The 24,532-nt window shown below is 71.5% G+C and carries 24 protein-coding genes; 17 read left to right on the top strand and 7 right to left on the bottom strand.

The features are described 5' to 3' along the window. Positions 1 to 236: 236 nt before the first annotated feature. A complete protein-coding gene (locus ACIQWG_RS05255) occupies positions 237 to 1,166 on the bottom strand; it encodes an alpha/beta hydrolase (RefSeq protein ID WP_404090366.1) in 930 nt (309 codons plus the stop codon). A 256-nt stretch (positions 1,167 to 1,422) separates the two neighbouring features. On the opposite strand from ACIQWG_RS05255, the gene ACIQWG_RS05250 reads away from it, so the two are divergent. The 4 genes from ACIQWG_RS05250 to ACIQWG_RS05235 all read left to right on the top strand — a co-directional run bounded on the left by ACIQWG_RS05250 (position 1,423) and on the right by ACIQWG_RS05235 (position 4,138). Then, positions 1,423 to 1,623 (top strand): hypothetical protein, encoded by a 201-nt coding sequence (locus tag ACIQWG_RS05250; protein ID WP_404090363.1) that lies wholly within the window; start codon positions 1,423 to 1,425, stop codon positions 1,621 to 1,623. A 233-nt stretch (positions 1,624 to 1,856) separates the two neighbouring features. Next, the gene (locus ACIQWG_RS05245) at positions 1,857 to 2,696 is read left to right on the top strand and encodes a DUF1206 domain-containing protein (protein ID WP_404090360.1); all 840 of its coding nucleotides are present in this window, start codon (positions 1,857 to 1,859) and stop codon (positions 2,694 to 2,696) included. Between the two features lie 28 nt (positions 2,697 to 2,724). Next, the gene (locus ACIQWG_RS05240; protein WP_404090358.1) at positions 2,725 to 3,159 is read left to right on the top strand and encodes a hypothetical protein; all 435 of its coding nucleotides are present in this window, start codon (positions 2,725 to 2,727) and stop codon (positions 3,157 to 3,159) included. A gap of 241 nt (positions 3,160 to 3,400) precedes the next feature. Then, positions 3,401 to 4,138 (top strand): hypothetical protein, encoded by a 738-nt coding sequence (locus ACIQWG_RS05235; protein ID WP_404090355.1) that lies wholly within the window; start codon positions 3,401 to 3,403, stop codon positions 4,136 to 4,138. 62 nt (positions 4,139 to 4,200) lie between these two features. Here the strand turns inward: ACIQWG_RS05235 and ACIQWG_RS05230 are convergent, their stop codons facing one another. After that, positions 4,201 to 4,836, bottom strand: coding sequence for a TetR/AcrR family transcriptional regulator (locus ACIQWG_RS05230; RefSeq protein ID WP_404090352.1), 636 nt, complete (start codon positions 4,834 to 4,836; stop codon positions 4,201 to 4,203). A gap of 87 nt (positions 4,837 to 4,923) precedes the next feature. On the opposite strand from ACIQWG_RS05230, the gene ACIQWG_RS05225 reads away from it, so the two are divergent. Beyond that, positions 4,924 to 6,447, top strand: a complete 1,524-nt coding sequence (locus tag ACIQWG_RS05225; protein WP_404090349.1) for an FAD-dependent monooxygenase — start codon at positions 4,924 to 4,926, stop codon at positions 6,445 to 6,447. Between the two features lie 17 nt (positions 6,448 to 6,464). Here the strand turns inward: ACIQWG_RS05225 and ACIQWG_RS05220 are convergent, their stop codons facing one another. Both ACIQWG_RS05220 and ACIQWG_RS05215 read right to left on the bottom strand, forming a co-directional pair. Next, on the bottom strand, positions 6,465 to 7,748 hold the full coding sequence (locus ACIQWG_RS05220) for a phosphatase PAP2 family protein (protein WP_404090346.1): 1,284 nt from the start codon (positions 7,746 to 7,748) through the stop codon (positions 6,465 to 6,467). A 278-nt stretch (positions 7,749 to 8,026) separates the two neighbouring features. After that, a complete protein-coding gene (locus ACIQWG_RS05215; protein WP_404090344.1) occupies positions 8,027 to 9,631 on the bottom strand; it encodes an FAD-binding oxidoreductase in 1,605 nt (534 codons plus the stop codon). A gap of 69 nt (positions 9,632 to 9,700) precedes the next feature. Between ACIQWG_RS05215 and ACIQWG_RS05210 the strand changes: the two genes are divergently transcribed. Then, complete coding sequence (locus ACIQWG_RS05210; RefSeq protein WP_404090342.1) at positions 9,701 to 10,339, top strand: TetR/AcrR family transcriptional regulator; 639 nt, start codon at positions 9,701 to 9,703, stop codon at positions 10,337 to 10,339. A gap of 56 nt (positions 10,340 to 10,395) precedes the next feature. Here the strand turns inward: ACIQWG_RS05210 and ACIQWG_RS05205 are convergent, their stop codons facing one another. The 3 genes from ACIQWG_RS05205 to ACIQWG_RS05195 all read right to left on the bottom strand — a co-directional run bounded on the left by ACIQWG_RS05205 (position 10,396) and on the right by ACIQWG_RS05195 (position 12,493). Then, entirely contained in the window at positions 10,396 to 11,130 is a 735-nt protein-coding gene (locus ACIQWG_RS05205; protein WP_404090339.1) for a YoaK family protein, read from the bottom strand. A 40-nt stretch (positions 11,131 to 11,170) separates the two neighbouring features. Further along, the gene (locus ACIQWG_RS05200) at positions 11,171 to 11,764 is read right to left on the bottom strand and encodes a nucleoside deaminase (RefSeq protein ID WP_404090337.1); all 594 of its coding nucleotides are present in this window, start codon (positions 11,762 to 11,764) and stop codon (positions 11,171 to 11,173) included. A gap of 87 nt (positions 11,765 to 11,851) precedes the next feature. Beyond that, positions 11,852 to 12,493, bottom strand: a complete 642-nt coding sequence (locus tag ACIQWG_RS05195) for a glyoxalase (protein ID WP_404090334.1) — start codon at positions 12,491 to 12,493, stop codon at positions 11,852 to 11,854. Between the two features lie 189 nt (positions 12,494 to 12,682). Between ACIQWG_RS05195 and ACIQWG_RS05190 the strand changes: the two genes are divergently transcribed. The 11 genes from ACIQWG_RS05190 (at position 12,683) to ACIQWG_RS05140 (ending at position 24,529) form a co-directional block, all read left to right on the top strand. Then, positions 12,683 to 13,591: a PfkB family carbohydrate kinase gene (locus ACIQWG_RS05190; RefSeq protein ID WP_404090332.1), complete on the top strand. Its 909-nt coding sequence runs from the start codon at positions 12,683 to 12,685 to the stop codon at positions 13,589 to 13,591. Between the two features lie 139 nt (positions 13,592 to 13,730). Then, a complete protein-coding gene (locus tag ACIQWG_RS05185; protein WP_404090329.1) occupies positions 13,731 to 14,399 on the top strand; it encodes a hypothetical protein in 669 nt (222 codons plus the stop codon). A 141-nt stretch (positions 14,400 to 14,540) separates the two neighbouring features. After that, positions 14,541 to 15,614: a PP2C family protein-serine/threonine phosphatase gene (locus ACIQWG_RS05180; protein ID WP_404090326.1), complete on the top strand. Its 1,074-nt coding sequence runs from the start codon at positions 14,541 to 14,543 to the stop codon at positions 15,612 to 15,614. A gap of 236 nt (positions 15,615 to 15,850) precedes the next feature. Further along, positions 15,851 to 16,810 (top strand): phosphate/phosphite/phosphonate ABC transporter substrate-binding protein, encoded by a 960-nt coding sequence (locus tag ACIQWG_RS05175; RefSeq protein ID WP_404090324.1) that lies wholly within the window; start codon positions 15,851 to 15,853, stop codon positions 16,808 to 16,810. A gap of 126 nt (positions 16,811 to 16,936) precedes the next feature. Continuing rightward, the gene (gene phnC / locus ACIQWG_RS05170) at positions 16,937 to 17,740 is read left to right on the top strand and encodes a phosphonate ABC transporter ATP-binding protein (RefSeq protein ID WP_404090322.1); all 804 of its coding nucleotides are present in this window, start codon (positions 16,937 to 16,939) and stop codon (positions 17,738 to 17,740) included. A 4-nt stretch (positions 17,741 to 17,744) separates the two neighbouring features. After that, positions 17,745 to 19,493, top strand: coding sequence for a phosphonate ABC transporter, permease protein PhnE (gene phnE / locus ACIQWG_RS05165; RefSeq protein WP_404090320.1), 1,749 nt, complete (start codon positions 17,745 to 17,747; stop codon positions 19,491 to 19,493). 183 nt (positions 19,494 to 19,676) lie between these two features. After that, on the top strand, positions 19,677 to 20,465 hold the full coding sequence (locus ACIQWG_RS05160) for a GntR family transcriptional regulator (RefSeq protein WP_404090317.1): 789 nt from the start codon (positions 19,677 to 19,679) through the stop codon (positions 20,463 to 20,465). A gap of 2 nt (positions 20,466 to 20,467) precedes the next feature. Further along, complete coding sequence (locus ACIQWG_RS05155; RefSeq protein ID WP_404090315.1) at positions 20,468 to 20,902, top strand: phosphonate C-P lyase system protein PhnG; 435 nt, start codon at positions 20,468 to 20,470, stop codon at positions 20,900 to 20,902. Next, on the top strand, positions 20,899 to 21,558 hold the full coding sequence (gene phnH / locus ACIQWG_RS05150) for a phosphonate C-P lyase system protein PhnH (protein ID WP_404090312.1): 660 nt from the start codon (positions 20,899 to 20,901) through the stop codon (positions 21,556 to 21,558). Before ACIQWG_RS05155 ends, phnH begins: the two co-directional genes overlap by 4 nt. Beyond that, a complete protein-coding gene (locus ACIQWG_RS05145) occupies positions 21,558 to 22,679 on the top strand; it encodes a carbon-phosphorus lyase complex subunit PhnI (RefSeq protein ID WP_404090309.1) in 1,122 nt (373 codons plus the stop codon). The genes phnH and ACIQWG_RS05145 overlap by 1 nt, the downstream gene beginning before the upstream one ends. Next, positions 22,676 to 24,529, top strand: a complete 1,854-nt coding sequence (locus tag ACIQWG_RS05140) for an alpha-D-ribose 1-methylphosphonate 5-phosphate C-P-lyase PhnJ (protein ID WP_404090306.1) — start codon at positions 22,676 to 22,678, stop codon at positions 24,527 to 24,529. The genes ACIQWG_RS05145 and ACIQWG_RS05140 overlap by 4 nt, the downstream gene beginning before the upstream one ends. Positions 24,530 to 24,532: the final 3 nt, after the last annotated feature.

Here is a 24,532-nt window from a genome sequence, read left to right as displayed (position 1 = left end):
GTCTCCGGTCATCTCCGGGACGTTACTTACGCGTAACGAGGACCGGAAGGCCGAGGTCCACCGCCCTCGACGCCCAAATCGGTGGCGTCACCTGCGTGTTGACGGGAAACGGTGGCCGAAGGGACTGTGCGCCCGCCCAGCCGCCCACCGCCACAGCCGTGCCCCGGCACAACAGCGGCGCCGAGGAGGGCGCGTCGCGTCGACGCGTCTCCTCGGCGCCGGAGCGCGGGGCCGGGTCAGGAGGTGTGCGGGCAGTTGCCCCGGTACTCCTCGATGGTCAGGCTCGGCCTGGGCAGCGGGCAGAGGAACTGCTCGTAGCGGGTGTCGTTGTCGATGAACCGCTTGAGCCAGGAAATGCTGTACTTCGCGATCGTCGTGTTCGACGAGTTGGGCGTGAAGTGGGTCGCCGAGTTCAGCTCCAGATAGCCCCGGTCCAGCGAGGAGGACAGGCTGGAGTAGAACGGTTCGGCGTGGGAGGCGACCGGGGCGATGGTGTCGCCGTCGGCTCCGAAGATCAGGGTCGGTGTGGTGACCTCGGGCCAGGTCTTGTCGAGGTTCCACGGAGTCAGCGGAATCGCCGCCTGGAGGGCGGGACGCGACTTGGCGGCCTCCAGGCTGCCGCCACCGCCCATGGAGTGGCCCATCACGCCGAGGCGGCTCGCGTCGACGCGGCTGCGCACGGAACTGCGCTCGGTGAGATAGTCCAGCGCGGCCAGCAGCTGACGGCCGCGCGAGTCGGGCTGGTCGAGCGTGGTGAGCGTGTCGATGGTGAACACCACGAAGCCCTGCGAGGCGAGGCGCGGTCCGAGCCACGCAATGGACGACTCGTAGGCGGTGTAGCCGGGTGAGACGGCCACGGCCCCGAAGGTGCCGTCACTGGTGCTCGTCGGGTAGTAGATCGTGCCGCCGCCGAATCCGGTGACCGACAGCGAGGAGACCGACGTCTGCGACACGGCGTACGAGCCGCGCGCCGCCTCGATGCTGGACGTGGTCGGGGCCGGGCCGCGCTCGTAGGGGTTGTCCGCCGCATGGGCTCCCGGGCTGGTCAGGGTCCCGAGCCCGACGACCGCGGCGAGCGCCGCCGCGGCACCCGCCAGTCGACCGGTGCGGCGCCGGGGAGAGCCGGAGGCATGCGTACGCGGGGTGGTGTGGGGGTGAAGCTGCACGACGAGTCGTCCTCTCTGTCGTGGCGGGCACCGTGCCGCGAGCACGCATGACGTGGGGACGTCGGCCGCGTGCCCCGGCGATGGCACCGCCGTGGGGCTGGCCGTGCCACTGTCGGGGACCGGCCGCCGCACGCGGACCGGCAATGTCACCGGTCTCGCGCCACCGACTCCAACCGGACTCGAACGAACGTGCCATTCGCGGCGTACCCTGACAGAGCGGTGACGGACGGCCGTCACCCCGAACAGGGCGCACCCGATGACGACCTCCCCTCCCCCGGTCACCGAGCCGGACCCGTCCGCCCTCGTCTGCGGCGGAGACCGGGTCGGTCCGTGCGCCGTGTGCCACCGCAAGACACACAGATACGGCCGCGGCGGCGCTCCGCTGTGCCACTGGTGCATGGCGCGGGCGCAGGCGGAATGGGGTCCGAACGTGCGGTACGTCGGTATGCGCGCCTAGCGCGGCCGGGACGTACGCCGGCGACGCGGCACGCGGCGTTCCAGGCCGCCGGACCGACACCTCCGGTGTCCGCCGTTCACATCGCACGGCACGGCACAGCAGTGAGGCCGTCGCCTGCCTCCGAACCTCTCCCCCGAACATCCGCAGCCTCGTGGGACACGCCTGTCACCACCTGCGACTCGGCCGCGTGTGCGGCGGCCGGGCCGGGGCATCCGGATTGCCGGGAGGTAGGCATGAACACGAGTGCGTCGGCATGGACCGGTCGGTTGCGGGCCCGGAGGGTTGCGCGGGGTTCGGTCATCGAGTGGGCGGCACGAGCGGGGCTCGCCGCCCGGGGCGTCATCTATCTGCTCGTCGGTGCCCTGGCCCTGCGGATCGGCTTCGGCGACACGAACGAGCAGGCCGACCGGGGTGGGGCCTTGGAGGAGCTGTCGAAGCAGCCGTTCGGCGCGGTGCTGCTGTGGGCGCTGGGCATCGGCCTGGTCGGGATGGCCCTGTGGCGGTTGTCCGAGGCGCTCTTCGGCTCCGTCGGGCGGGACGGACGCAGCGCGCGCAAGCGGCTGCTGGCGACCGTCCGCTTCGCGTTCTACGTCTTCGTCGCCTACTCGGTGCTGTCGTTCGCGGTGAGCCGGGACCAGAGCGACAGCGGTTCCAGCGACCAGCAGTCCCGGGACGCCACCGCGAGGGCGCTGGAGATACCCGCCGGTCAGTGGTTGGTCGCGGCGGCGGGGATCGGCATCGTCGTGGCCGGCGGCTGGATCGGTGTACGGGCGGTCCTGCGCAAGTACCACGATGAGCTCAGGCTCGGGCAGATGAGCCGGCGCACCCGGCAGGTGGTGGATGTCACCGGTGTGGCCGGCGGCGCCGCCCGTGGGCTGGTGTTCGCGGTGGCCGGTGTCTTCGCCGTTCGCGCGGCCATCGACTACGAGCCCGACCAGGCCAAGGGGCTGGACGACACGCTGCGTACTTTCGTCGACACGCCGCTGGGCCCCTGGCTGCTGGTCTGCGTCGCGGCCGGGCTGGTGCTGTTCGGTGTGTTCTCTTTCGCCATGGCTCGCTGGCGGCGGGTCTGAATCGCGTTCTTCGGGAAACCCGTGGGGCATGAGTGAATCCGAGATTCCGCATGGCGACGGACGGCCCGTGGACCTGTACCTGGAGTTCCTGCGCATCCGGATGGACACGAAGGACTACCGCCTTCTGCTGGATGTGGTCGAGCCGATACTCAGGGCGATCGAGGAGGAACGCCTGTCCAGCCTCGATCTTCCGGTCGAGTCAGGCGCCGGCGAGGAACTGCCGCAGGAGGTGCGTGACGAGGCCGCCCTCGTCATCGCCACGGCTGCCACCGGCCGCCTGGACAACGAAGTGATCGAGATCGACGTGGACGAGACCGGCCCGGTCAGGATCGTCACGGACGCGGCCACCGCTTCCGATCCCCATCGGCTGGACGAGATCGCCGACTACATCAGGGAAAGGCACAGGCAGACGGAGGAACTGCGGGGCATCGCCGAGGCGAGCGGGATGCCGACCGACTTCTGACCGGCACCGATCTCCAGCGGCGCCCCGCAGGGCCTCTCCCACACCCTCAAGTCACACCCGCGTACTGGTCGTCTCGTGTACGGCCGGTACGCGGGACCGCGCGGTCGGGCACCGCATAGAGTCCGCTTGTGCGTTGATCCTCCGGGCGACGGCCACGCGCCGCCGCGGATGATTCCGGCGCCCTGGTCAGCCGGGGCGCCGATCCGGCCTGTCCACGATCACGCCACCGGAGCCCTCGCACATGACTGCTCAGCAGCACCTCGGCTACGACGCTTTCGTCGAGCTCGCCGCCACTGACCCGGCGGTTGTCGGACTCGTCCTCAAGGGCTCCCGCGCCCATGAGGGCATGGTCACCGAACACTCCGATCACGACCTGTACGTCGTCCTCGCCGAGGGCGCCACCTCGGCTCTCACCCGGTACGCGGGGTACCGCACGCCGGAGCTCGACGTGGTCGTCCTCACCTTGGACGAGTTCCGCGCCGCCGGAATGCCGGGCTTCGAGCGGTACGCCCTCGCCCGCGCCCGGATCTTGCTCGACCGGCTTGACGGAGCCATCCTGACGATCCTGGCCGCCAAGGCACGGCTCGACGCCGATGAAGCGTTCCGGGAGGCGGGTGGGTGGCTCGATGCCTACGCCAACTCGCTTTACCGGTCGCTCAAGAACGACCGCGACGGACACGCGCTCGCGGCTCGTCTCGATGCCGCGGACAGCATGCGTCTTCTGCTGGAGCTGCTCTTCGCTCTCGACCGCCGCCCTCGCCCCTACAACAAGTTCCTCGCATGGGAGCTCGAGCGCTTCCCGCTTCCCGGCTGGGACGGCCGCAGACTGCTCGACGAGGTCGGCCGCATCTCAGGAACGGGCGACGCATCAGCGCAGCGTTGCCTCTTCGCCCAGGTCGAGGCACATGCCCGGCGGGCCGGGCACGGCGCGGTGCTGGACGCGTGGGGCGAGGACCTGGACGTGATGCGACCGCAGTAGCAGAGCGCCCCAAGACTCCCGCCGCCCCACCCCGGCACCGTCACGCGTCGCCACAGGACGCCTCAGGCCAGTTCCCGCAACCCGTTCTCCAGCAGCGCGAACGCCTGCTCCGCGTCCGCCACCGCCCCGTCGAACCGGGCCTCCGCCGCCGACTCACCGTGCGCCAGGCGGTCGGCGTTGTCCTGTGCGAGGGCCCAGTGGACCCCGACGATCTGGACGGCGGCGATCCGTGCGGTGAGTTCGGGGGTGTCCGCCGTCTCCCGCAAGGCCTGCGCCAGGGCCCGTTCGGCGACGGATTTGAAGCGCTCCATCCGGGCCACCAGGGACGGAGCGTCGAGGATCATCCGGTGGAGCTTGCGCACCGCGGGGTGGTCGTTGAGGCCGGTGATCGGGTCCCGGTCGCGCAGGCCCCTGAGGAAATGCTCACGCACGGCTGTCAGAGGCGCCGTGCCGGGCGGACGGGCGCGCACCACGCGCGCGATCTCGCTCTCGTGGTCGGCGAGGCGGTCCAGCACCAGGTCTTCCTTCGTCGGGAAGTAGGCGAACAGCGTCCGCTTGGACACCTCGGCCGCCTCGGCCACCTGGGCCACCGAGACCTGGTTGAAGCCGTGTTCGAGGAACAGCGCGATCGCCGCGTCGGAGATCGCCGCGTGGGTCCGCTGCTTCTTTCGTTCCCGTAGCCCTGGCTTGCCGTCCACGGCGTCACCGTAGCAGATCACTTCCCCGAGGATATTTCTGCACCTGGTATACATTTACTCCGAGGCGAGAGTTGCAGAGGAGTGAAGGTGCTGTCCGAGATCGAGACCGAGGTCGTGGTCGTGGGCGCCGGCCCGACGGGGCTGACGCTGGCGCACGAGCTGGCGTTGGCCGGGGTCGACACCCTGGTGCTGGAGAAGCTCGACCGGCGGATCGAGCAGGTGAAGGGCGGGGGTGTTCAGCCGCGTACCGCTGAGCTGCTGGACTCGCGCGGGCTGCTGGAGCCGTTGCTGGAACGGGCCGTGCCGCGTGATCCGGTGGGTGGGCATTTCGCGGCCCTGCCGGTGCCGTTGGACTGCGCACCTTGGCGGACCGAGCACCCGTTCCCGATCGCGATCCCGCAGTGGGGAGTCGAGGAGGTGCTGGAGAAGCAGGCGATCGGCATCGGCGCACGTTCGCTGCGCGGGACCGCCGTCACAGGGGTCGAGGCCGGCGAGGACGGTGTCGTCGTGACGGCGGACGGGCTGCGGGTGCAGGCCGGCCATCTGGTGGCGTGCGACGGCGGGCACAGCACGGTGCGGAAGCTGCTCGGGCTGCCGTTTCCCGGCAGGCCCGGCACGCATCAGGCGGTGCTGGCCGACATCCGTCTGACCGCCACGTCGTCACTGGTGCCACGTCGGATGGGGCACATGAGCGGTCTCACCCGGCATGCGGGCGGCTACTGGGCGATGCTGGTGCCGCTCGGCGAGGACCGCTACCGGATCACCTTCGGCCACGCGGACCGCACGGACACCGACCGCGACACCCCGGTCGCCCCCGAGGAGATCGCCGCCGCGCTCACCGCCGTCTACGGCCCCGAGACCACCCTCGGCACGGTGGAGAACGCCTCCCGCTTCGGTGACGCGACCCGCCAGCTGGAGCACTACCGCGTCGGCCGTGTCCTGTTCGCGGGCGACGCGGCCCACATCCACTCCCCCCTCGGGGGCCAGGGCCTCAACCTCGGCATACAGGACGCGTTCAACCTCGGCTGGAAGCTCGCCGCGGTCATCCAGGACCGGGCGCCGGACGGCCTCCTGGACAGCTACCACACCGAGCGCCATCCCGCCGCGGCCCAGGTCCTGCACCACACCTCGGCACAACGCGTCCTGGCGGGCCCGAACCCGAGCGAGGACGTGTCCGCGCTGCGCGACATCGTCATCGACCTGCTGCGTCTGCCCGACACCAACCGGCACATCGCGGGGCTGATGTCCGGCCTGTCGCTGCGGTACGCCCTGCCCGGCGACCACTCGCTCACCGGACACCGCGTACCCGACACCGACCTCATCACGGAGACCGGTGCCGTCCGGCTCTCGTCACTCTTCCGCTCCGGACACGCGGTCCTGCTGGACCTCACCAGAACCCTGCCGGCCGACCTTCCGCTGCCACCCCGCGTCGACCTCGTCCACGCCGAATCCAGCGACGACCTCGGCGCCACAGCGCTGCTCGTCCGCCCGGACGGCTACATCTGCTGGGCCACGGACGACAGCGCCCCTCGCCCGGACGCCGCCCTTGCCGCGATCACCAGCAACATCGCGACGACGCTGCCGTCGGAGCAACCTTCTGCGACGACGTGACGCCCTCGCCCCGCAGGTCAGACGAGTTCGGGCTGCGGCGCCGGCTGGAGTGCCGTACCGGCCTTCGGTTCCCACTGCCTGGTCGTCCGCAGGTAGCCGTAGACCACCGACGCCATGGCCGCGATGAGCAACGGTCCGAACAGCCACGGAAGTCTGGCCATCTCCATCGGCAGATAGCGGTAGGACAGCAACAGCGCGGCGAACACCGTCGTGCCGTAGGCGACCAGTTGGGTTCCGGACCGGTCCCAGCCGCGTGCGAGTGAGCGCAGAGCCGTTTCGATGGTGAGCGCGAACACGACGCCTGCCACGAGGTCGACGCCGTAGTGGTAGCCGAATCCCAGGGTCGCGCCGAGCGTGGCGATCAGCCAGAACGTGCCCGCGTATCGCAGCGCCCGCGGGCCCTTGCGGGAATGCAGGAACAGCGCGGTCGCCCAGGCCGTGTGCAGGCTGGGCATGCAGTTGCGGGGTGTGATCCCGTCGAAGGGCATCGGCTGGGGCGTGGTGAAGGGTGGCGGTGTTTCCGGCCACAGGTTGCTCGCCGCCCACTGGCCGCCGTCGTCGCCGAAGGCGAAGACCGGACCGACCACCGGGAAGATCATGTAGAAGGCCGGACCCAGCAGGCCGATCACCAGGAAGGTGCGCACCAGGTGGTGGCTGGGGAAACGGCGTTCGGCCGCCACGTGCCGCAGTTGGTACAGGGCTACGGCGACCGCGGCCAGCGCCAGTTGCACGTAGACGTAGTCCAGGATGTGGGCGCCGACGGGACCGGTCGCCCGGACGAGCCGGCCCACGAGCCACGACGGGTTGCCGAGCGCGTTGTCCGCGGTCGCCACGTACTGGTCCAGCACCATCGGGCGGGTCTTCGACGTGATCAGCAGCCAGGCATCGCCCGTCTTACGGCCGGCCACGAGCAGCAGGCCCAGCCCGACGCCCTTGAGCAGCAGGGTGCGTTCCCGGCCGGTGCGGCGGGTGAGCGCGATGACGGCACAGCCCAGCATCACCAGCAGCGCGCCGTTGCCGAAGGGGTGGCCTTCCGTCACCTTCACGCCGAGTGCCCACCGGGCCAGGAGGAAGACGACGTCGATGCCGATCGCGGCGGCGGCCGCGATGAGCCGTTGCCGCCAGGTGAGCACCACCGCCGTCAGGGCCAGGCTGCCGTAGAGCAGGAAGCCCGACTTGGGCGGGAACACCACCTCTCGCGCCTGGTTGGTGAGGGGTCCCGGCACGCCGTAGCGGCGTGCGGCCGCCTCCAGCGCGATCAGGAACCCGAGGGCCACCACGGCGACCCCGGCCCACCCCATCACCCGCGGGTTCCACCGCAGGGCGAAGTTGCTTCTGCGGTCTTTTCGCGTTATTCGCGCCGTATGCGACAACCACCGCGATGATCTGTTTATCAATTGTCTTTAGCCGATATTTTCGATGTAGTTGACAGGGGCACACTTCGATTCGGACAGCACGGACTCTCCGGCGAAGCACGAACGCACATGCTCGCTCGTAAGTTCGATCATGCTAACGGAGTAGTGCACAAGAAACACACAGTTCACGCGAATGGGGGCTTGCGTTTCTGTCGTCCCTGCCGTCAGTCGAGCAAAACGCCCGGATTGAGGATGCGGTGGGGGTCCAGGGCGTCCTTGACCGCGTGCAGTGCCAGGGCGAAGGGAGCCGGGCGCTGGCGGTCGTAGCCGGGGCGGTGGTCGCGGCCGACGGCGTGGTGGTGGGTGATCGTCGCGCGGTGTCGGTGCAGGACGTCGCTCGCCACGGCCTTGATCTCGTCCCAGACCTGGACCTCGTCGCCCGGGCGGCCGGCGACGGCCACGGTGAAGTAGGGGGCGGCGCCGTCGGGATAGACGTGGGTGAGACGGCAGTTGACGGTGGCCTGCTGGCCGGTCGCCTTGAGGGCCGCGGCGCTCACCTCGGTGCGAACGGCGTCGATCAGGGCCGGAACCCTGTCCCAGGTGGCGGCGGTCTCGAAGGTCTCGACGACGGCACCCATGCGGGCCAGGCCGTCACGCAGATAGGGCATGCGAAGGAAGGCCGAGCGCCAGGCACTCACCGCCGCGTCGGACTTGCCGTCGGTGTCGGCTTTCGGGGTCCCGCCGTGGCCACCGTGGTCGCGGGCCAGCTCAAGGGCGGTCGCGAGGCGGTCGTCGACGGGGGCGGTCGCGGACTCGAAGCCCAGGACCAGGACGCTGGAGCCGTCTTTCGAAGCGCCGGACAACAGCGCCTCCCCGGGGTCGAGCAGGCGGCAGTTGGCCGGGGCGAGGTCGGACTGGGCGATGGCGCGAACGGCGTCCAGCGCGCGGTGGAAGTCGGTGAAGGTCACGGACGCGGAGGCCTTGTGCCGGGGGCGTTCCCGGACACGCATCCATGCCTCGGTGATGACGCCGAGCGCCCCTTCGCTGCCTAGGAAGAGCCGGTCGGGCGAGGGACCGGCACCGGAGGCCGGCAGACGCCAGGACGCACCGGTGCCGGCGGGCGTGACCACCCGCAGGGACTGCACGAAGTCGTCGATGTGGGTGTGGACGGTGGCGTAGTGGCCGCCGGCCCGGGTGGCCAGCCAGCCGCCGAGGGTGGAGAACTCGAAGCTCTGCGGGAAGTGGCGCAGGGTCAGGCCGTGCGGCCGCAACTGGTCCTCCAGCACCGGACCGAGCGCCCCCGCCTGGATGAGCGCCGAACGGCCTGCGGTGTCGACCTCCAGGACCCGGTCCATCGCGGTCATGTCGAGCGAGAGGACCGCCTCGTGCGTGTCCCCGCGGTACTCCACACCGCCGACCACCGAGGAACCGCCGCCGAACGGGATGACGGCCACGCCGTGCTCACTCGCCCAGTCCAGCAGGTCGGCCACTGCCTGGTCGTCGGTCGGGCGGGCGACCAGGTCCGGGATACGGCCGGGCTGTCCGCGCAGGGCCCGGATCACGTCCCGGTACGCCTTGCCCATGGCGTGGGATGCGCGCGCTTCGGGATCGGCGGTGACCACGTGCGCCAGGCTGCGCGGAGGTGTGGCGCCGGGGCGCCCGATGGCGAGGTCGGCGACCCGGGGTATCGGCAGTGGCCGAGGCAGGGTGCCCGGCAGCAGGGCGCCCATCGCGGCACATTCGGCGTCGTCGGGGTGGGCGTCGGCATAGCCCCAACCCCACCAGGAGCGGGTACGGGAGGTGCCGGCGTCGGTCGCGGTGGCGGACATCAAGGGTGCTCCCAGCGGCTCAGGGGGAACTTACCAAACGGTAAATTACCCTAGGGTAAGATCGAGGCCATGACAACGCTCCCCTCCAAAGCCGGCACCAAGGGCGTGCCGAGGGCCGCACGCGAACGGCAGGTTCTGGCCGCGGCCACCGAGGAGTTCGGCCGCCGGGGCTACGAGGCCACCACCGTCGCCGCGGTCGCCGCACGCGTGGGTGTCACCAAGCCGCTGCTGCACCAGTACTTCGGCAGCAAGCAGGACCTCTACCTCACCTGCCTCGACCCGGTCGGCGACCGCCTGCTGAACGCCGTCCGCACCGCGATGACCGAACCCGCCCAGGACGCGCCACCCACCCACCTGCGCGTACTGGACGCCCTGTTCACCGCGCTGGACGGGCAGCGCGAGGCATGGTTCGTCCTCTACGACGCCACGCTCCCGCCCGACAGTGAGGCCGCCCGCCGCGCGGCGTACTACCGGGGCGCCATCGACGACCTCGCCGCGAGCGGCACCGCCGATCTGCTGCACACGGCCGGATCCGCCGATCCCCTCGACGCGGACGCCCTCAAGTACGCCTGGCGCGGGCTGTGCACCGCCCTGGTCCGCTGGTGGATCAACCATCCCGACCAGTCGCCCGAGGCCATGACCCGACGCTGCGCACGGCTCTTCGCCGCGGCCCGGTCCATCGGATCCGCCGAGGGCGACGAGGCGTGAGCCGCATCGACGCGGGGGTGGATTTCCGAACGTGAGTCCCTGAAACGGCAGACGCCTCAGCGACCGACAGACCTACGGCCCAGTCGCATCAGCGGTACACCGGCAGCCGCGACGGCGCACACCGCCAGCGCCACGGGAAGCACTCCGGCCCACTCCGGAGCCGCCCGCAGCAGCGCCACCGAGAACCCGGCTCCCGCCACCAGGGCTGCCAGCCGAACCGGCACCCAGTGATCCGGACGGCCCGCTCCCGCGCCCTTCACGATGTACGTCGCCAGCGTGCCGGTGAGATAGGTGGTCGGGGCCGCCGCCCGTCCGGCCGCCACCATCGCCGCCGACTGGATGCCCATCGTCGCCGCGGCCCCGAACTGAAGGACGTCACGCGCCGTATGGCCCGGCTCCCCGCCCAGGGCGGCCCAGATCCCCGCGCCCACGGTCAGCAGGAGCACCTCGGCGACGAGGCAGAACATCACCGGCGGCGACCAATGCGTGACCACGCTCGCGCCCCGACGGGTGAACGCCGCGGTGACGGCCGCGCCCACGGCGAAGCCCGTCAACGCCAGCACCGCAGCGGTGACCCCCGTCCCCTGCCCCCGGCCGATCGCCATCCCGAGCAGCGCGATGTTGCTCGTCATGACGCCGGCGAAGACATGGTCCAGCGCGACGAAGGAGATGGCCTCCACGGCGCCGGAGGCCGCGACCAGAAGGACGACGGCCAGTCGCAGGGCGACGCCCGGTTCGGTCGGTGGTTGCGCCGGCTGCTCGCCGGTTCGCCCTTCCCGTGGGTCACTCACAGTGAGCGAGCATAACGACAGGTAGGGGCGAGTCGCGGTTTCAGAGACCGGCTGCGCCCGCCCGGACCTCAGGGCGGGCGCTCTCCCGGCGCAGTCGTTGCGCCTCCTCGAAGAGGCGGTTCGTGTGCTGGGCGAGCACGCCACCCAGGAGCAGCTCCGGAGAGTAGAAGGAGCTTGCCGAGGCGGCCACCTGCCGTGCGGTGAGGTCGATCTGGATGACTCCGGTGCGGCGGATCTCGTCGATCGAGCTGCCCCAGACGACGCGCCGCAGATTGGCCCATGCCATCGCGCTCATGCACATCGAGCAGGGCTCCGCGGTGGTGTAGAGGGTGGTGTCGGACCAGCCCTGGTTGCCCTGCCGGCTTACGTAGTCGTTCATCGCGACCATCTCGCCGTGCAGGACCGGGCTGACGTCCCCGGTGTTGACCCCGCTGCCCAGGATCTCGCCGGTCCGGGCGTGGACGATCACCGCGCCGAACGGCCACTGAGGGTTCTTCCGTGCCTCTGCGACGGCGAGCCGCATGAAGCGGTCATGACCTTCCGGGAGCGGGCCGTCGGGGACCGGGAAGGGCACGGCGACTCCCGTCAGCGCGGCCGCGAACCTTCCGATGAACTGACGCCTGCCCGAGTCCATGTGCTGCCCCTTGTCCCACGCCCGCCGACTCCGAAAAGTATTCGGATCGTCACAGATCGTGTCCAGCATGGCTCGGGCCCATGCCTGTCAGGGCGTCTTGGCCGGCTCCCACTCGAATCCGTCCGGGTCAGTGAAGGCGCCCGCGGTGCCGCCGAGGATCACCCGGTGCGAACCGGTGCCGTCGGCGGGGACTCCGAGGTCCTTCGCCAGGCCGCGGCGCTTGTACAGCGCGAACTTGACGGGGCCGTCGGCGGACTCGAACTCGGCGTACTTGCCGCCGAAGCTTCTCGCCACGGTCAGGCCCCGGCCGACGTAGAACTGCTTGCTCGCCTTCACGTCCTCCACGCCCAGCAGCAGGACGATCTCGTCGATCTCGGCCGTGGCGGGTCCGGTGTCCTTCTTCGCCGGGGTCGCGGCCTTCCAGATCGTCCCGTCGGGTGCCTGGACGACTCCGCCGTAGCCCCACAGCGACTTCGCGGCGGGCTTCAGGACCGTGGCGCCTGCTTTCACGGCGGTGTCCAGGAAGTGGTCGACGGTGGCCGGGCGGGACACCGTGAGCGCGAGGGTGAAGCCGCGGAAACCGGTGGAGGGCGCCTCGGATTCCCGCAGGCGGATGTGGCCGTCCACCCCGAAGGCGGCGTAGAAGCGGTGAGCGGCCTCGGTGTCCGCCACCTCGAGGGTGACGGAGGCGAGGGACGCGGTGGTCGCGGTGGCTGTGTTGGTTTCCATGGCTCACACGCTAGGCGCGAGCCGGCGGCGGGAGCTTCTCGATTCCTGACCGTCTTGTCGCCCGCTGCGCGACGGATGGGTGGGCGACGGCGTGCGCGGGCACGGTTGAAGGCACCGGCCTCGGTGATCTCCGCGGCGGCGAGCCCGCGCCGCCGCCCGGGGTGGCCGGCCGAGAGGAGGTGTGCCTGGATGGAACCGCGACGGGTGACACGACCGGTGGGGCTGTTCGTCGGCCTGTGCACGCTGGATGTCATCCAGCTCGTCGATCACGTCCCGGCGTCCGACGAGAAGCTGACCGCCCGTGAACAGACCGTGGCCGCGGGCGGCCCGGCCACGAACGCCGCCGTCACCTTCGCCCACCTCGGCGGCACCGCCACGCTGCTCACCGCCATCGGCTCCCATCCGCTGGCGCCGGCGGTCACGGCGGATCTCGACCGGGCGGGCGTGACCGTGTCGGACCTCGCGCCCCACTCGGCCGACCCGCCCGCCGTGTCGTCCATCATGGTCACAGCCGCCGGCGGACAACGAGCCGTCGTCTCGACCAACGCCGCCGCACACCGGCTCGCCCCGCCCGGCGGCCTAGACGCGCAGGTGGCCGCCTGCGACATCGTCCAACTCGACGGCCACCACATGGCGCTGGCCACCGCCACCGCGCGGGCCGCACGCGCCGCCGGCCGCCGTACCGTCCTCGACGCGGGCAGCTGGAAGCCGGGCACGGTGCGCCTCCTGCCCCACATCGACGTCGCCGTCTGTTCCGCGGACTTCCACCCGCCCGGTTCCGACCGCTCCCCCGACGGAACGCTGCGGTTCCTCCGCGGGCAGGGGGTCGCGTGGGCGGCGGTCACCCGGGGCGGGCAGCCCCTCGTGTGGGCCGGCCCCGACGGCGGCGGGACGATCGAGGTGCCCGCCGTGCCGGTGGCGGACACCCTCGGCGCCGGTGACGTCCTGCACGGAGCCCTGACGCATCACCTGGCCGGGCAGCGACAGCTGACCGAAGAGCAGTTCGTCCGCGCTCTGCGTGCCGCCGCCCTCGTGGCATCCGAGTCGTGCACCTCGTTCGGCACCCGATCCTGGATGCGCCGCCCCGGTTCGCCGTAGCCCTGGGTGAGGGGTGTCGGTAGGGCCACCCCGTGTCCGGTGTCCAGGCCCAGGGACGGGCGGCGCCGCGGCCGGGAGGATTCATGACGTCGGAAACGAGCCGACGAGATGAACCCGTCACCGGACTTCGGGGGATCCCATGAACGAGACCTTCGCCAGGCGTCTGTCGGGCCTGGCCGCCCTCTGCACAGCGGCCCTGCTGATCATCGAGGTGCCGCTGTACTTCGTCTACTCCGGTCCGCCGCCGGACTCCAACGTCCTGGCCAGGCTGCTGATCGCGATCGTCGCGCTGGCGTTCCTGATCGTGTTCGTGACGGCCTTCCGCGAGCTGATCAAGCGGGTGGACCCGGGCCATGAGTGGGTGGGTTCGATGGCGTTCGCCACCGGCCTGGTCTACGCGACGGTCACCCTGGTCTCCAGCGGGCTGGAAGCCGGGGCGGTCATCGCCGCCGACCATGCCATCGATCCGACCATCAGCGTCAGTGGCACCTACATCCTCTACGGGTCGATCGGGCGGCTGATGCTGGCGCTGTTCCTGACCGCCGTGGGCTACGGCATCTCCCGCACGAACCTCCTGCCCCGCTGGACCGGGCGCTCCGCCTACGTCCTGGCCGGGATCAACCTGGTCTTCGTACCGTCGCTGTTCTTCGGCAACGAGCCGGCGAACTTCTACGCCGCGAACGGCTGGGGCACCACCGCCTCGATGGGTGCGCTCCTCAGCTACTGGCTGCTCGCGCTCGGCATCTCGACGTACCGCAGCGCCACCCGCCGTGCGTCGTCGGCCGGGGCGCCGTCCCCGGGGCACTGACGGGGCGCCTCGCCCGACGCCACCCACCGGCCGTGCGGCCGGTGGGTGGCGTCGCTGCGGGCGCCGGGGCACGGCAGGGTGTATCCAGAACGTATGGTGCCGCGACGCCTCAAAGATCATCGTTGGTCACAGGAGCCACGCATGGCGCTGATGGCAGTGCCGATCGCGCTGATCGTGATCGTCACGGCGGTCGACATCCTGGCTCCGTCCCGCGTTCACCTCGGGCCGTTCCTGGTGGCCGCCCCCGCCGTCACCGCGTCGTTCGCCGGTCCCCGCGCGACCGCGTGCATCGGCGCGCTCGCGGTCACGGCCCAGGCCGTGGTGGCGGCCGTGCGCACCAGCCTCGTCGATCTGAACCACTCCGTGCAGCTGATCACTCTGATCCTGATGTCCGCGTTCGTGACCTACTTCGCGGCCTGGCGGGAGAACCACGAAAGGGAGCTGGTGCAGCTGCGGTCGGTTGCGACAGCCGCGCAGGAGGTCGTCCTCAAGCCGCTCCCCCAGCGGGTCGGTCCGCTGCGCATCGCGTCCGTCTATCTGGCGGCCGAGTCCGAGGCACAGATCGGCGGCGATCTGTACGCCGCCGCTCGCACCGAGCACGGGACCCGGATCGTCATCGGCGATGTCCGGGGCAAGGGCCTGGAAGCGGTCGGCGATGCCGCCCTCCTGCTCGGCGCGTTCCGGGGCGCGGCCCACAGACAGGCCGATCTCTCGGCGCTCATGGAGTTCCTGGAGGGAACCGTCTCCTCGGACCTGGACGACCCCGCGGCTCCCGAGGACGCGACCGAGGACCGCGGCGAGGCGTTCATCACCGCCGCGGCGCTGGACCTCCCCGACGCGGAGCCGCTCCTCCACCTGATCAACTGCGGGCATCCCCCGCCTCTGCTGCTGCGCCACGGCCGGATCAGCGCCCTGGAAGTGCGCAGCCCGGCGCCGCCGCTGGGTCTCACCGAGTTCGTGACGACCGAGCTGGCCGAGGAGACGTTCGACTTCCGGCCGGGCGACATCGCCCTTCTGTACACGGACGGTGTCATCGAGGCCCGCGACGGGGACGGCACCTTCTACCCGCTCGCCGAGCGGATGGCGGGCAAGGCCGGCAAGGGTCCCGACGCCCTCCTCGCCAACCTGTGCAAGGACCTGTTGCGGCACGTCGGCGGACACCTCGGGGATGATGCCGCGATGGTGGCGATCGAGCGCCTGCCGGAGTCCTCCTGACGGTGCCCGTGCCCGCCGGCGGTGCCCGGGGCGCGGCACGACGCCGCCTCGGACGGGGCCCGACGGTGCCGGCGACGCCGCCGAGTCGTCCGGTCGGCCGGTCGTAAGAGACGGGCCTCGTTCGACGGGTCGTAACCATCGCTTCTTCGCCATGGCATGGGCTGGACTCAGCCTGGGTCCCGTTCAAGACCCGTTCCGGCGGCGCCCCAGGGGGCCGTTTGAGGAGAAATCGAACGATGCTTCCTGTGATCCGGCGCAATCTCGGCGTCCTCGCCCTCGGTGCCACTTCCCTTCTCGTCCTGGCCGGCTGCGGTGAGAGCGCGGCGACGAAATCCACCACCTCGTCGGACGGAAACGGCGGTGACACGCTGGTGATGGCCGCCGTCCCGGCCGAGAACTCCACGGACCTCAAGGCTTCCTACGCATCCGTGATCAAAATGCTGGAGAAGGAGACCGGTAAGACCATCACCTTCCAGAAGGCGACGAATTACGCGGCCGTCATCGAGGGACAGCGCTCCGGCAAGATCCAGATCGCGGCCTACGGCCCGTTCTCCTATGTCCAGGCCAAGAGCTCCGGAGTGAAGGCGACGCCCGTCGCCGCCGGTGTCGAGAACAAGGGCGACAAGCCCGGCTACCGTTCCTACGCCATGGTGAAGTCGGGCTCTCCGATCAAGGATCTCAAGGGTTTCGCGGGCAAGAAGGTCTGCTTCGTCGACCCCAACTCGACCTCCGGCTACCTGTACCCGCGCTCCGGGCTGCTGGACGCCGGAGTGGACGTGGAGAAGGGCATCACCCCGGTGATGGCCGGTGGCCACGACGCGTCCGTGCTCGCCGTGAAGAGCGGCCAGTGCGAGGCCGGTTTCGCCTACGACACCATGGTCGACAAGCAGCTGATCGAAAAGGGTCAGCTCAAGAAGGGCGAGATCACCACGCTGTGGAAGTCCGACCTCATTCCCGGCTCCCCGGTGGCGATCAGTGACGATCTCGACGCCGAACTGAAGCAGAAGATCACGAACGCCTTCCGGACGATGGCCAACGTCGACTACCTGAAGGCCCACGGTTTCTGCGCCGAGGGTGGAAAGTGCGAGGTCGACGACGCCGGCGACTGGGGTTACGCGACGGTGGGCGACGCCGACTACGACGGTGTCCGCAAGGTCTGCGAGGTCACGCGGGACAAGCAGTGCGTGGAGTCCTGACCCGCACCCGCGGTTCCCATCCAGCGCGACACCCATAAGCGGCAGACCGGGATTGCGGTGCCACTCGGCCCCGCAATTCCGGTTTTCCCTACGCCAGTTCAGTTCACCGAAAGAGCCGGAGCGACCATGACCACGGACCATCTGCCCGAGACCGTCGTGCGATTCGAGGGTGTGAGCAAACAATTCGATTCCGATGTGCGCGCACTCGACGACGTCTCGCTCACCGTGCGGGCCGGGGAGATGGTCGTGCTGCTCGGACTCTCCGGGTCCGGCAAGTCGACGCTGCTGCGCCACGTCGACGGACTCCAGCGGGCCACCGACGGCACGGTCGCCGTGCTCGGCACCGACGTGGGCCGCGCCCGGGGGACGCAGTTGCGCCGGCTGCGGCGTCGGATCGGCTTCGTCTTCCAGCAGTTCCATCTCGTCGGCAGCCTCACGGTGCTGGAGAACGTGTGCACCGGCGCGCTCGGCCGGCTGCGCGGCCCGCGCCTGGGGCTCCTCACCTACCCCCAGTCGGTGCGGCGCGAGGCGCTGCGGCACCTGGAACGCGTGGGTCTGATGGGCCAGGCCTTCCAGCGGGCGGACACCCTCTCCGGCGGTCAGCAGCAGCGCGTCGCCGTCGCCCGGGCCCTGATGCAGCGACCCGAGATCCTGCTCGCCGACGAGCCCGTCGCCTCGCTCGACCCGGAGTCCTCGGCGCAGATCATGCGGCTCATCAAGGAGATCGGCGAGGAGGAGCGGCTCACGGTGCTGTGCAGTCTCCACCAGGTCGACCTGGCGCTCTCCTGGGGCCACCGGATCGTCGGCCTGCGCGGCGGCCGCGTCCTGATGGACCGTGCCGTGTCCGGTCTGACCCGGGACGATGTGATGTCGGTGTACGCCGGGCTGGGCGTCCCGTCCCCGGCGGTTCTCGCGGCGACGGCGGGCTGAGGCCGTGACCGTGTCGACCACGACGCCGCCCTCCCCCACGCCGACGAAGCGAACCGCCGACACCCACCGGACCGCGCCCCGGCCCCGGGCGGGCGGCCTCGTCGCGCTGCTCGTCATGGCCGCGCTGACCGGCTTCGCCTGCTGGGCCTTCGCCGACCTGCGGATCAACGCCGCCACCCTCGTGGACAGCGCCTCGAACGCGGCGGACTTCGCCGGGCGGATGTTCCCGCTCGACTTCCCGCCCCCGGCCGAGCTGCTGCGGCTGTGCGGGCAGACGATGGCCGTCGTGGTGTGCGCGACGCTGCTGTCGGTGCTGCTCAGCGTCCCGGTGGCGGTGCTGGCCGCCGGCAACACCACTCCGCATCCGAGCGCCCGGTTCGCCGCGCGCGGTGTCGTCGTGCTCGCCCGGGCCGTACCGGACGTGGTGCTGGCGATCGTCTTCTTCCGTGTCTTCGGGCTCGGCGCGCTGACCGGCGTCCTGGCCATGGGCCTGCACTCCGTCGGCATGGTCGGCAAGATGTACGCCGACGCCATCGAGCAGATCGACGAGGGACCGCGGACCGCCGTACGCGCCACCGGCGCCGGCCGGCTCCAGCAGCTGGTCTCCGGGGTGCTGCCCCAGGTGCTGCCGTCGCTGGTGGCCAACGCCCTGCACCGGCTCGACATCAATCTGAGGATCTCGGTCGTCCTGGGATTCGTCGGCGTGAACGGCCTCGGCTTCGAGATCGCCGGGGCGCTGAACGCCCTCGACTACCGGCGGGGCATGGCGCTCGCGCTGGTCGTGCTGGTGCTGTGCGTCCTGGTGGAACTGGTCTCCGGGGCCATCCGCCGGGCGCTGCTGCGGGGCGCCGACACCGGCGGGCGCAAACGGGGCGCCCGGACGCGGCGTGGGACGGGTGGGCGTACCGCGCCGGTCCCCGCCGGCGCCTCCCTGGCCGCCGTCCCGTCCGCCGTCGGCCCCGCCGCCGAACGGCGCGTCGGTCCGCCGTGGAACGCCCGCCGTGTCCGCCGTACCGCCTACGCGGGCGTCACCGTGCTCGCGCTGGTCGCCTCCGTGTGGGGCGCCGGTCTGGCGCCGGGCCAGTTCTTCGGGGCGCTCGGCAACATCGGCGGCACCCTCGGGCTGTTCTGGCCGCCGCAGACCGGCGGCATCATGCCCGTTCTGCTGTCCGACCTCTTCGACACGATCAAGATCGCATTCGCGGCGACCCTGATCGGCGCGGTGCTGGCGCTGCCCATCGGTGCGCTGGCCGCGCGCAATGTCGCGCCGTCGCCCGGCACGGCCGCCGTGTTCCGGGTCGTGGTGGTGCTGGTGCGCGGGATACCGGAGCTCGTCCTCGCGATCGTCTTCGTGGTGATCACGGGTCTGGGCGCGGTGGCCGGGGCGCTGGCTCTCGGCGTCGGCGCGGTGGGGCTGCTCGGCAAGCTCGTCGCCGACTCCCTGGAGGAGGTCGACCCGGGAGTGGAGGCCGCGGTGCGGGCCACGGGTGCCGGGCGCTGGCAGGTCTTCTGCTCGGCGACGCTGCCGCAGGCCGCGCCCGCGTTCGTCGGGCACGTCCTCTACCAGCTCGACGTCAACATCCGCTCCGCGACGCTGCTGGGCATCGTCGGCGCGGGCGGTATCGGTTTCGACCTCCTCAACGCCTCGCGCGTCCTGGACTTCGGGGTCGTCACCACCGTGCTGCTGATGGTGTTCGCCACCGTGCTCGCCGTGGAGCTGCTGGCGGTGTGGTTGCGCCGGGTCGTCCGCTGACGGACGGCCACCGGTCGTACGGCTCCGCTTGGACACGAGGTCTTCCGTCAAGGCATCCATGGAATCCAAGGGAAAAGGCCGTTCCGAACCGCGAAACAACTGACACGGCTGTTCACACTCCCGGTCGGAGGCGTTGGTCGGCAGCAGGTTGTCCGGACGACTTGGCCGACGAGAGTTCCTCATGTGAGTGCGACCAGGTATCTGGAGATCGCGGAGCAGTTGTCCGCCGAGCTGGCCGAGTGCCCCAGGGGCACCCGGGTCGCCAGCGAGGCAGAGATCGCCCGGCGGTTCGGCGTGGGCCGGGCCGCCGCACGGGCGGCCGTCCAGGAGTTGGAACGCCGGTTCGTCGTCCGCCGGACCCAGGGGTCGGGCACGTACGTCAACCGGCGTATCGACTACGTCATCTCGCGCAGCGTCCCACCGTCGTGGTCCGCCACGATCTCGGCGGCCGGCGCGACGCCCCGGGCGCTGGTCAAGTCGGTGCGCAGGATCCCTCTGCCCGCCGGCCTCGCGGAACGGTTCGAGCGACCCGCCGGCACGCCCGTGCACGAGGTGGAGCGCGAGTTCTACATCGACGACCTCCTCGCCTCCTGGGTCCATGAGTGGATCCCGGTGGACGAGGTGCCCGACCTGGATCTGGCGTTGCACACCGTCGACTCCCTCGACGTGGTGCTCCGGCAGATGGGGCGGGTGCGGCCGACCCGGGCCTGGTGTCGGGTCAGCATCGACGTCCCGCCGCCGGAGGCCCTGCGCGCCCTGCGGGTGGAGAGCAGCCTGCCGGCGTGGCTGGTGGAGAGCGTCAGCCGCGACGAGACGTCCGGCAACGTCCTGATGTGCAGCCGCACCTGGACCCGCGCCGACGCCCTTCGCGTCGTCGTCGAGCTCGACGAAGAGGCCGTGACCGACGTGACCGTCGCACCACAGGGCGCTCCGGCGCCACAGACAGCGAGCACCGCAAGGAACTGGGAGTAGTGGTGACACACGAGTTGAGCAGGGAGCGACGCAGTGCCCTGCTGGCCGAGGCCGACAGGGCCGAACTGATCGAAATGGCCGACGCCTGCATCGCCGACGGCGCCCGGGTACGGGTCCTGGTGGCCCCCGAGGTCGGCTGTGTGACCGCGCAGGTCCGCGAACCGGTCCTGGAACAGAGGTTCCTGCTCGGTGACGTCCTGGCCTGCCGTGCCGAGGTCGAGCTGGACGGTCATCGCGGCTGGGCCATGCGCCTCGGTGACGATCGCGCGGCCGTGCTGGCCGCGGCGGTGCTCGACGCCGAGGTGGAGGCCGGCCGGTCCCGGGCCGCCGACGTCGACCTGCTGTGCGCACGGGTCGCGGACCGCCGGGAGCGGCGGGAGAGCCAGGAGTGGGCGGAACTCGCCCCGACCGTAGTCGAGTTCGAGGAGCTGACGTGACCGCCGTCGAAACCGTGCCGAGGCCGGCCCACGACGCCTTCGGGACCGCGGAGCTGGTGAGTGCGGCCAAGCTGCGCCCCGACCAGGCGCAAGGTGTCTTCCGCGCCGTGCTGGACGCCCTCGCGCGGCCCGGCACCGTGACCCGCTTCCCCGCCTCCGTGGCCGCCGAGGTTCCACCCGCGCTGCTGCCGGTGCTCGCGCTGGCGGATCTCGGCAGTGGCATCCACGTCCTGGAGGAGGACGGCGTCCGGCGCTGGTCGGACGTGGTGGGCCTGGCGACCAACGCCCCGGTGGTGCCGCTGGAGCTGGCCCGGCTCGTAGCCGCCGTACGGGCCGTGGAGCCCGGCGAGATCCTGCGGCTGGCGCGGGGCGGCGCTCAGGCACCGGAGGACGGCGCCGTGCTGTGCCTGCCCGTGACCGCGCTGGAGGGCGGGCCGCACACCTGGCGGCTGTCCGGGCCCGGCGTCCCGGGTGAGCGGGACGTGGCTCCCGCCGGTCTGCCGGACGGGTTCGTCGAGGCACGCGCCGAGGCCGTCGGCGGTTTCCCCGCCGGGGTCGACCTGGTGCTCGCCGCACCGGACGGCAGCCTGATGGGCCTGCCGCGCAGCACCAGCGTCACCGTCATCGCCGATGCCGTGTCCGAGGAGAAGAGCTGATGGGGTACTCGGGAGCACGCGGAGGACTGGAGGCGATCCTCGCCGCCGAGGACCTCGTCCGCCGCAAGCGCGACCACGCGCCCGCGCCCTGGGCGTCCACCGAGCAGATCACGGCCCGGTTCCGGCTGGCCGTGGACCGGGTGATGGGCGAGGCCGGGCTGTACGACGAGCCGACCGCAGCCGCCGCTTTCCGCCAGGCCGAGGGCGACACGCTGGAGGCCTCGCACCTGTTGCGCGCCCAGCGGTCCACCCTGCCGCGCCTCGCGGTCAGCGAGCCCGTCGACCCGGGCGACATGACCGTGCTGCGTCGGATCGTGCCGGCGTTCCGCGAGCCGGACGGACCTCAGCTCCTCGGCCGTACCTCCGACTACACGGGCCGGCTGCTGGAGCAGCCCGAGGGCGCTCCGGAGGTTCGGCCCGAAAGTCCCGCCGCCGTGGGCACCGCCGAGCGCACCGACGAGCAGCGCAACCCGCGCCGGTTCCTCGACCTGCTGCGCAAGATGGAGCTGGTCGCCGAGGGCCGCACCGGTGACGACCCGGAGCCGCACGACATCACCCGCAAGCCGGCCCGGCCGCCGGCCGACCGGTCCGCCGTCCTGGCTGCCATGGCCCGTGCGGAGTCCGGTGCGCTGATCGCCCTGTGGTACCGCTCGGTGCTCGGTCCGGACGGCGACGTGCACGAGATCACCCTGGGCGAGCTGAGGCACGGCCGGCTGCCGCTGCGCGTACGGCACCCGTACACCGGAAACCCGGTGGCCGTGGGCGAGTTCCGGGTCACCGAGGCCGAGGCCATCGAGGACCTGGACGGCGCCGAGGAGGACCGTACCCGCTTCGACGTCGGCTACGGACTGTGCTTCGGGCACAACGAGCGCAAGGCGATCGCCATGGCCAACCTGGACATCGCCAACCGCCGGTTCGGCCGCAGCGGGCCGCTGGAGCAGCTGCTCCTGCTCACGCTGGACGGCCTCGACTCGGGCGGCTTCCTGGAGCACCTGAAGCTCCCCCACTACGTCACGTTCCGCTCGATGGTCGAGCGCAAGCAAGCCATGCGGGCGGCCGTCGAGGCGGGCGAGGACCTGCCGGACCGGGCCGCCGAGCCCGCGGGAAAGGAATGCCGATGACCACGGCACACCAGGCCTCCATCAGTGCGCTCGTCGCCGAGGCGGACGCGGGTCGCCCGCCGGCCGGGATCCTCGACGAGGACGCCAAGCGCGAGATCCGCCGTGCCTCGCTCGCCGCGGTCTGCGTGCCGGGTTACCAAGTCCCTTTCGGCTCCCGGGAGATGCCGGTCGCGCGGGGCTGGGGCTCGGGCGGACTTCAGGTCACCCTCGGTGTGATCGGCGCCGAGGACACGGTGAAGGTGATCGACCAGGGCGACGACGCCGGCGTCAACGCCACCAACCTGCGCCGGATGATCGCGCAGAGCACCGGGTGCGAAGAGTCCGCCGACACCCGTGAGGCGACGGTCGTACAGACCCGGCACCGGGTTCCCGAGGAGGCGCTCGGCGACCGGCACGTGGTGGTCTACCAGGTGCCGGTGCCCGAACCGCTGCGCGGCGTGCAGAAGTCGGTGGCCGAGTGCGCGCGGATGCACGCCGAGGGCGACTACTCCGCGATGTGGGTCAGCCTGTACGAGGACATCGTCCGCAACGGCATGATCACCGCGAGCACCGGCTACCCGGTGCTGGTCGGCGGCCGCTATGTGATGGCGACCAGTCCCATCCCGCGCTGGGACGTGCCCCGGCTGGACCAGGCGGAGCACCTCAACCTCTTCGGCGCCGGCCGGGAGAAGCGCATCTACGCCGTGCCGCCGCACACCGAGGTACGGCCCCTCACCTTCGACGACGTGCCCTTCGAGGTCGAGCACGAGCCGGGCGGGCGCTGCAAGTTCTGCGGCAGCGACGACGTCTACCTCGTGAACGCGGGGACCGAGGGCGCCTTCGCGTGCAGCGACACCGAGTGGTGCGCGCGGGTCCAGGCGGGGGACGCCGACACCGCCGCCCACCGTGAGCGCGCTCCGCTCGGCATGCTGCCCGATCCGGCGGCCCGGGCGGGGCGGCGCGCCGCCCCCGAGGCACCGACGGCCGCCGCGGACGACACACCCGCGCCGGCCCGCAAGGCCCCTGCGGGCGGCCCCGAATGGGCCCTGCGGGTCGACGGCATCGGCAAGGTGCACGGCGCGGGCGGCGCTTCGGCCGTACCGGGCACGGGTCCCGAGCACGGCACCGCGGTCAGCCCGGCCACGGGTGCGGTGGTGGCCGCCTGGGACGTCTCCTTCGACGTCGCGCCGGGCGAGGCCCTGGGCGTCATCGGTGAGTCGGGCTCCGGCAAGTCCACCGTGCTGCGCTCCGTCATCGGCGACGAGCCGGCCACGGCTGGCCGCGTGCACCTCGCCACGGTGGACGGCGGCGCGACCGACGTGCTGACCCTGCCCGCGGCGGTACGGCGACGGCTGCGCATCGACTCGATGGCCGTGGTCTACCAAGATCCGGCCGCCGGACTCGACCTGCGCGTCTCCGCCGGCGGCAACATCGCCGAGCGACTGACCGCGGCGGGCTGGCGCGGCTACCACGCCATCCGGCGCCGGGCGGCCGAGCTGCTCGACCGGGTCGAGGTGCCGCTGTCCCGGATGGACGACCCCGTGCACACCTTCTCCGGCGGTATGCGCCAGCGCGTGCAGATCGCCAAGGCCCTGGCCACCGAGCCGCCCGTGCTGCTGCTCGACGAGCCCACCACCGGTCTCGACGCCTCCGTCGCCGCCGGCGTGCTCGACCTGCTGCGCGGCCTGCTCGCCGAACGGGACGTCGCCGCCGTGGTCGTCAGCCACGACTTCTCGGTGATCGAGGCGCTGACCGACCGCACGCTCGTCATGCAGACGGGCCGGGTCGTCGAACAGGGCCTGACCGACCAGCTCTTCCACGATCCCCACCACCCCTACACCCAGCGGCTCGTCGCCGCCGCCCGGAGGTGAGCC

Source organism: Streptomyces sp. NPDC098781 (assembly GCF_044759995.1).
Lineage (GTDB): Bacteria > Actinomycetota > Actinomycetes > Streptomycetales > Streptomycetaceae > Streptomyces.
Note: the sequence above shows the minus strand (reverse complement) of the source record. Positions and strands in the feature narration are given on the sequence as shown.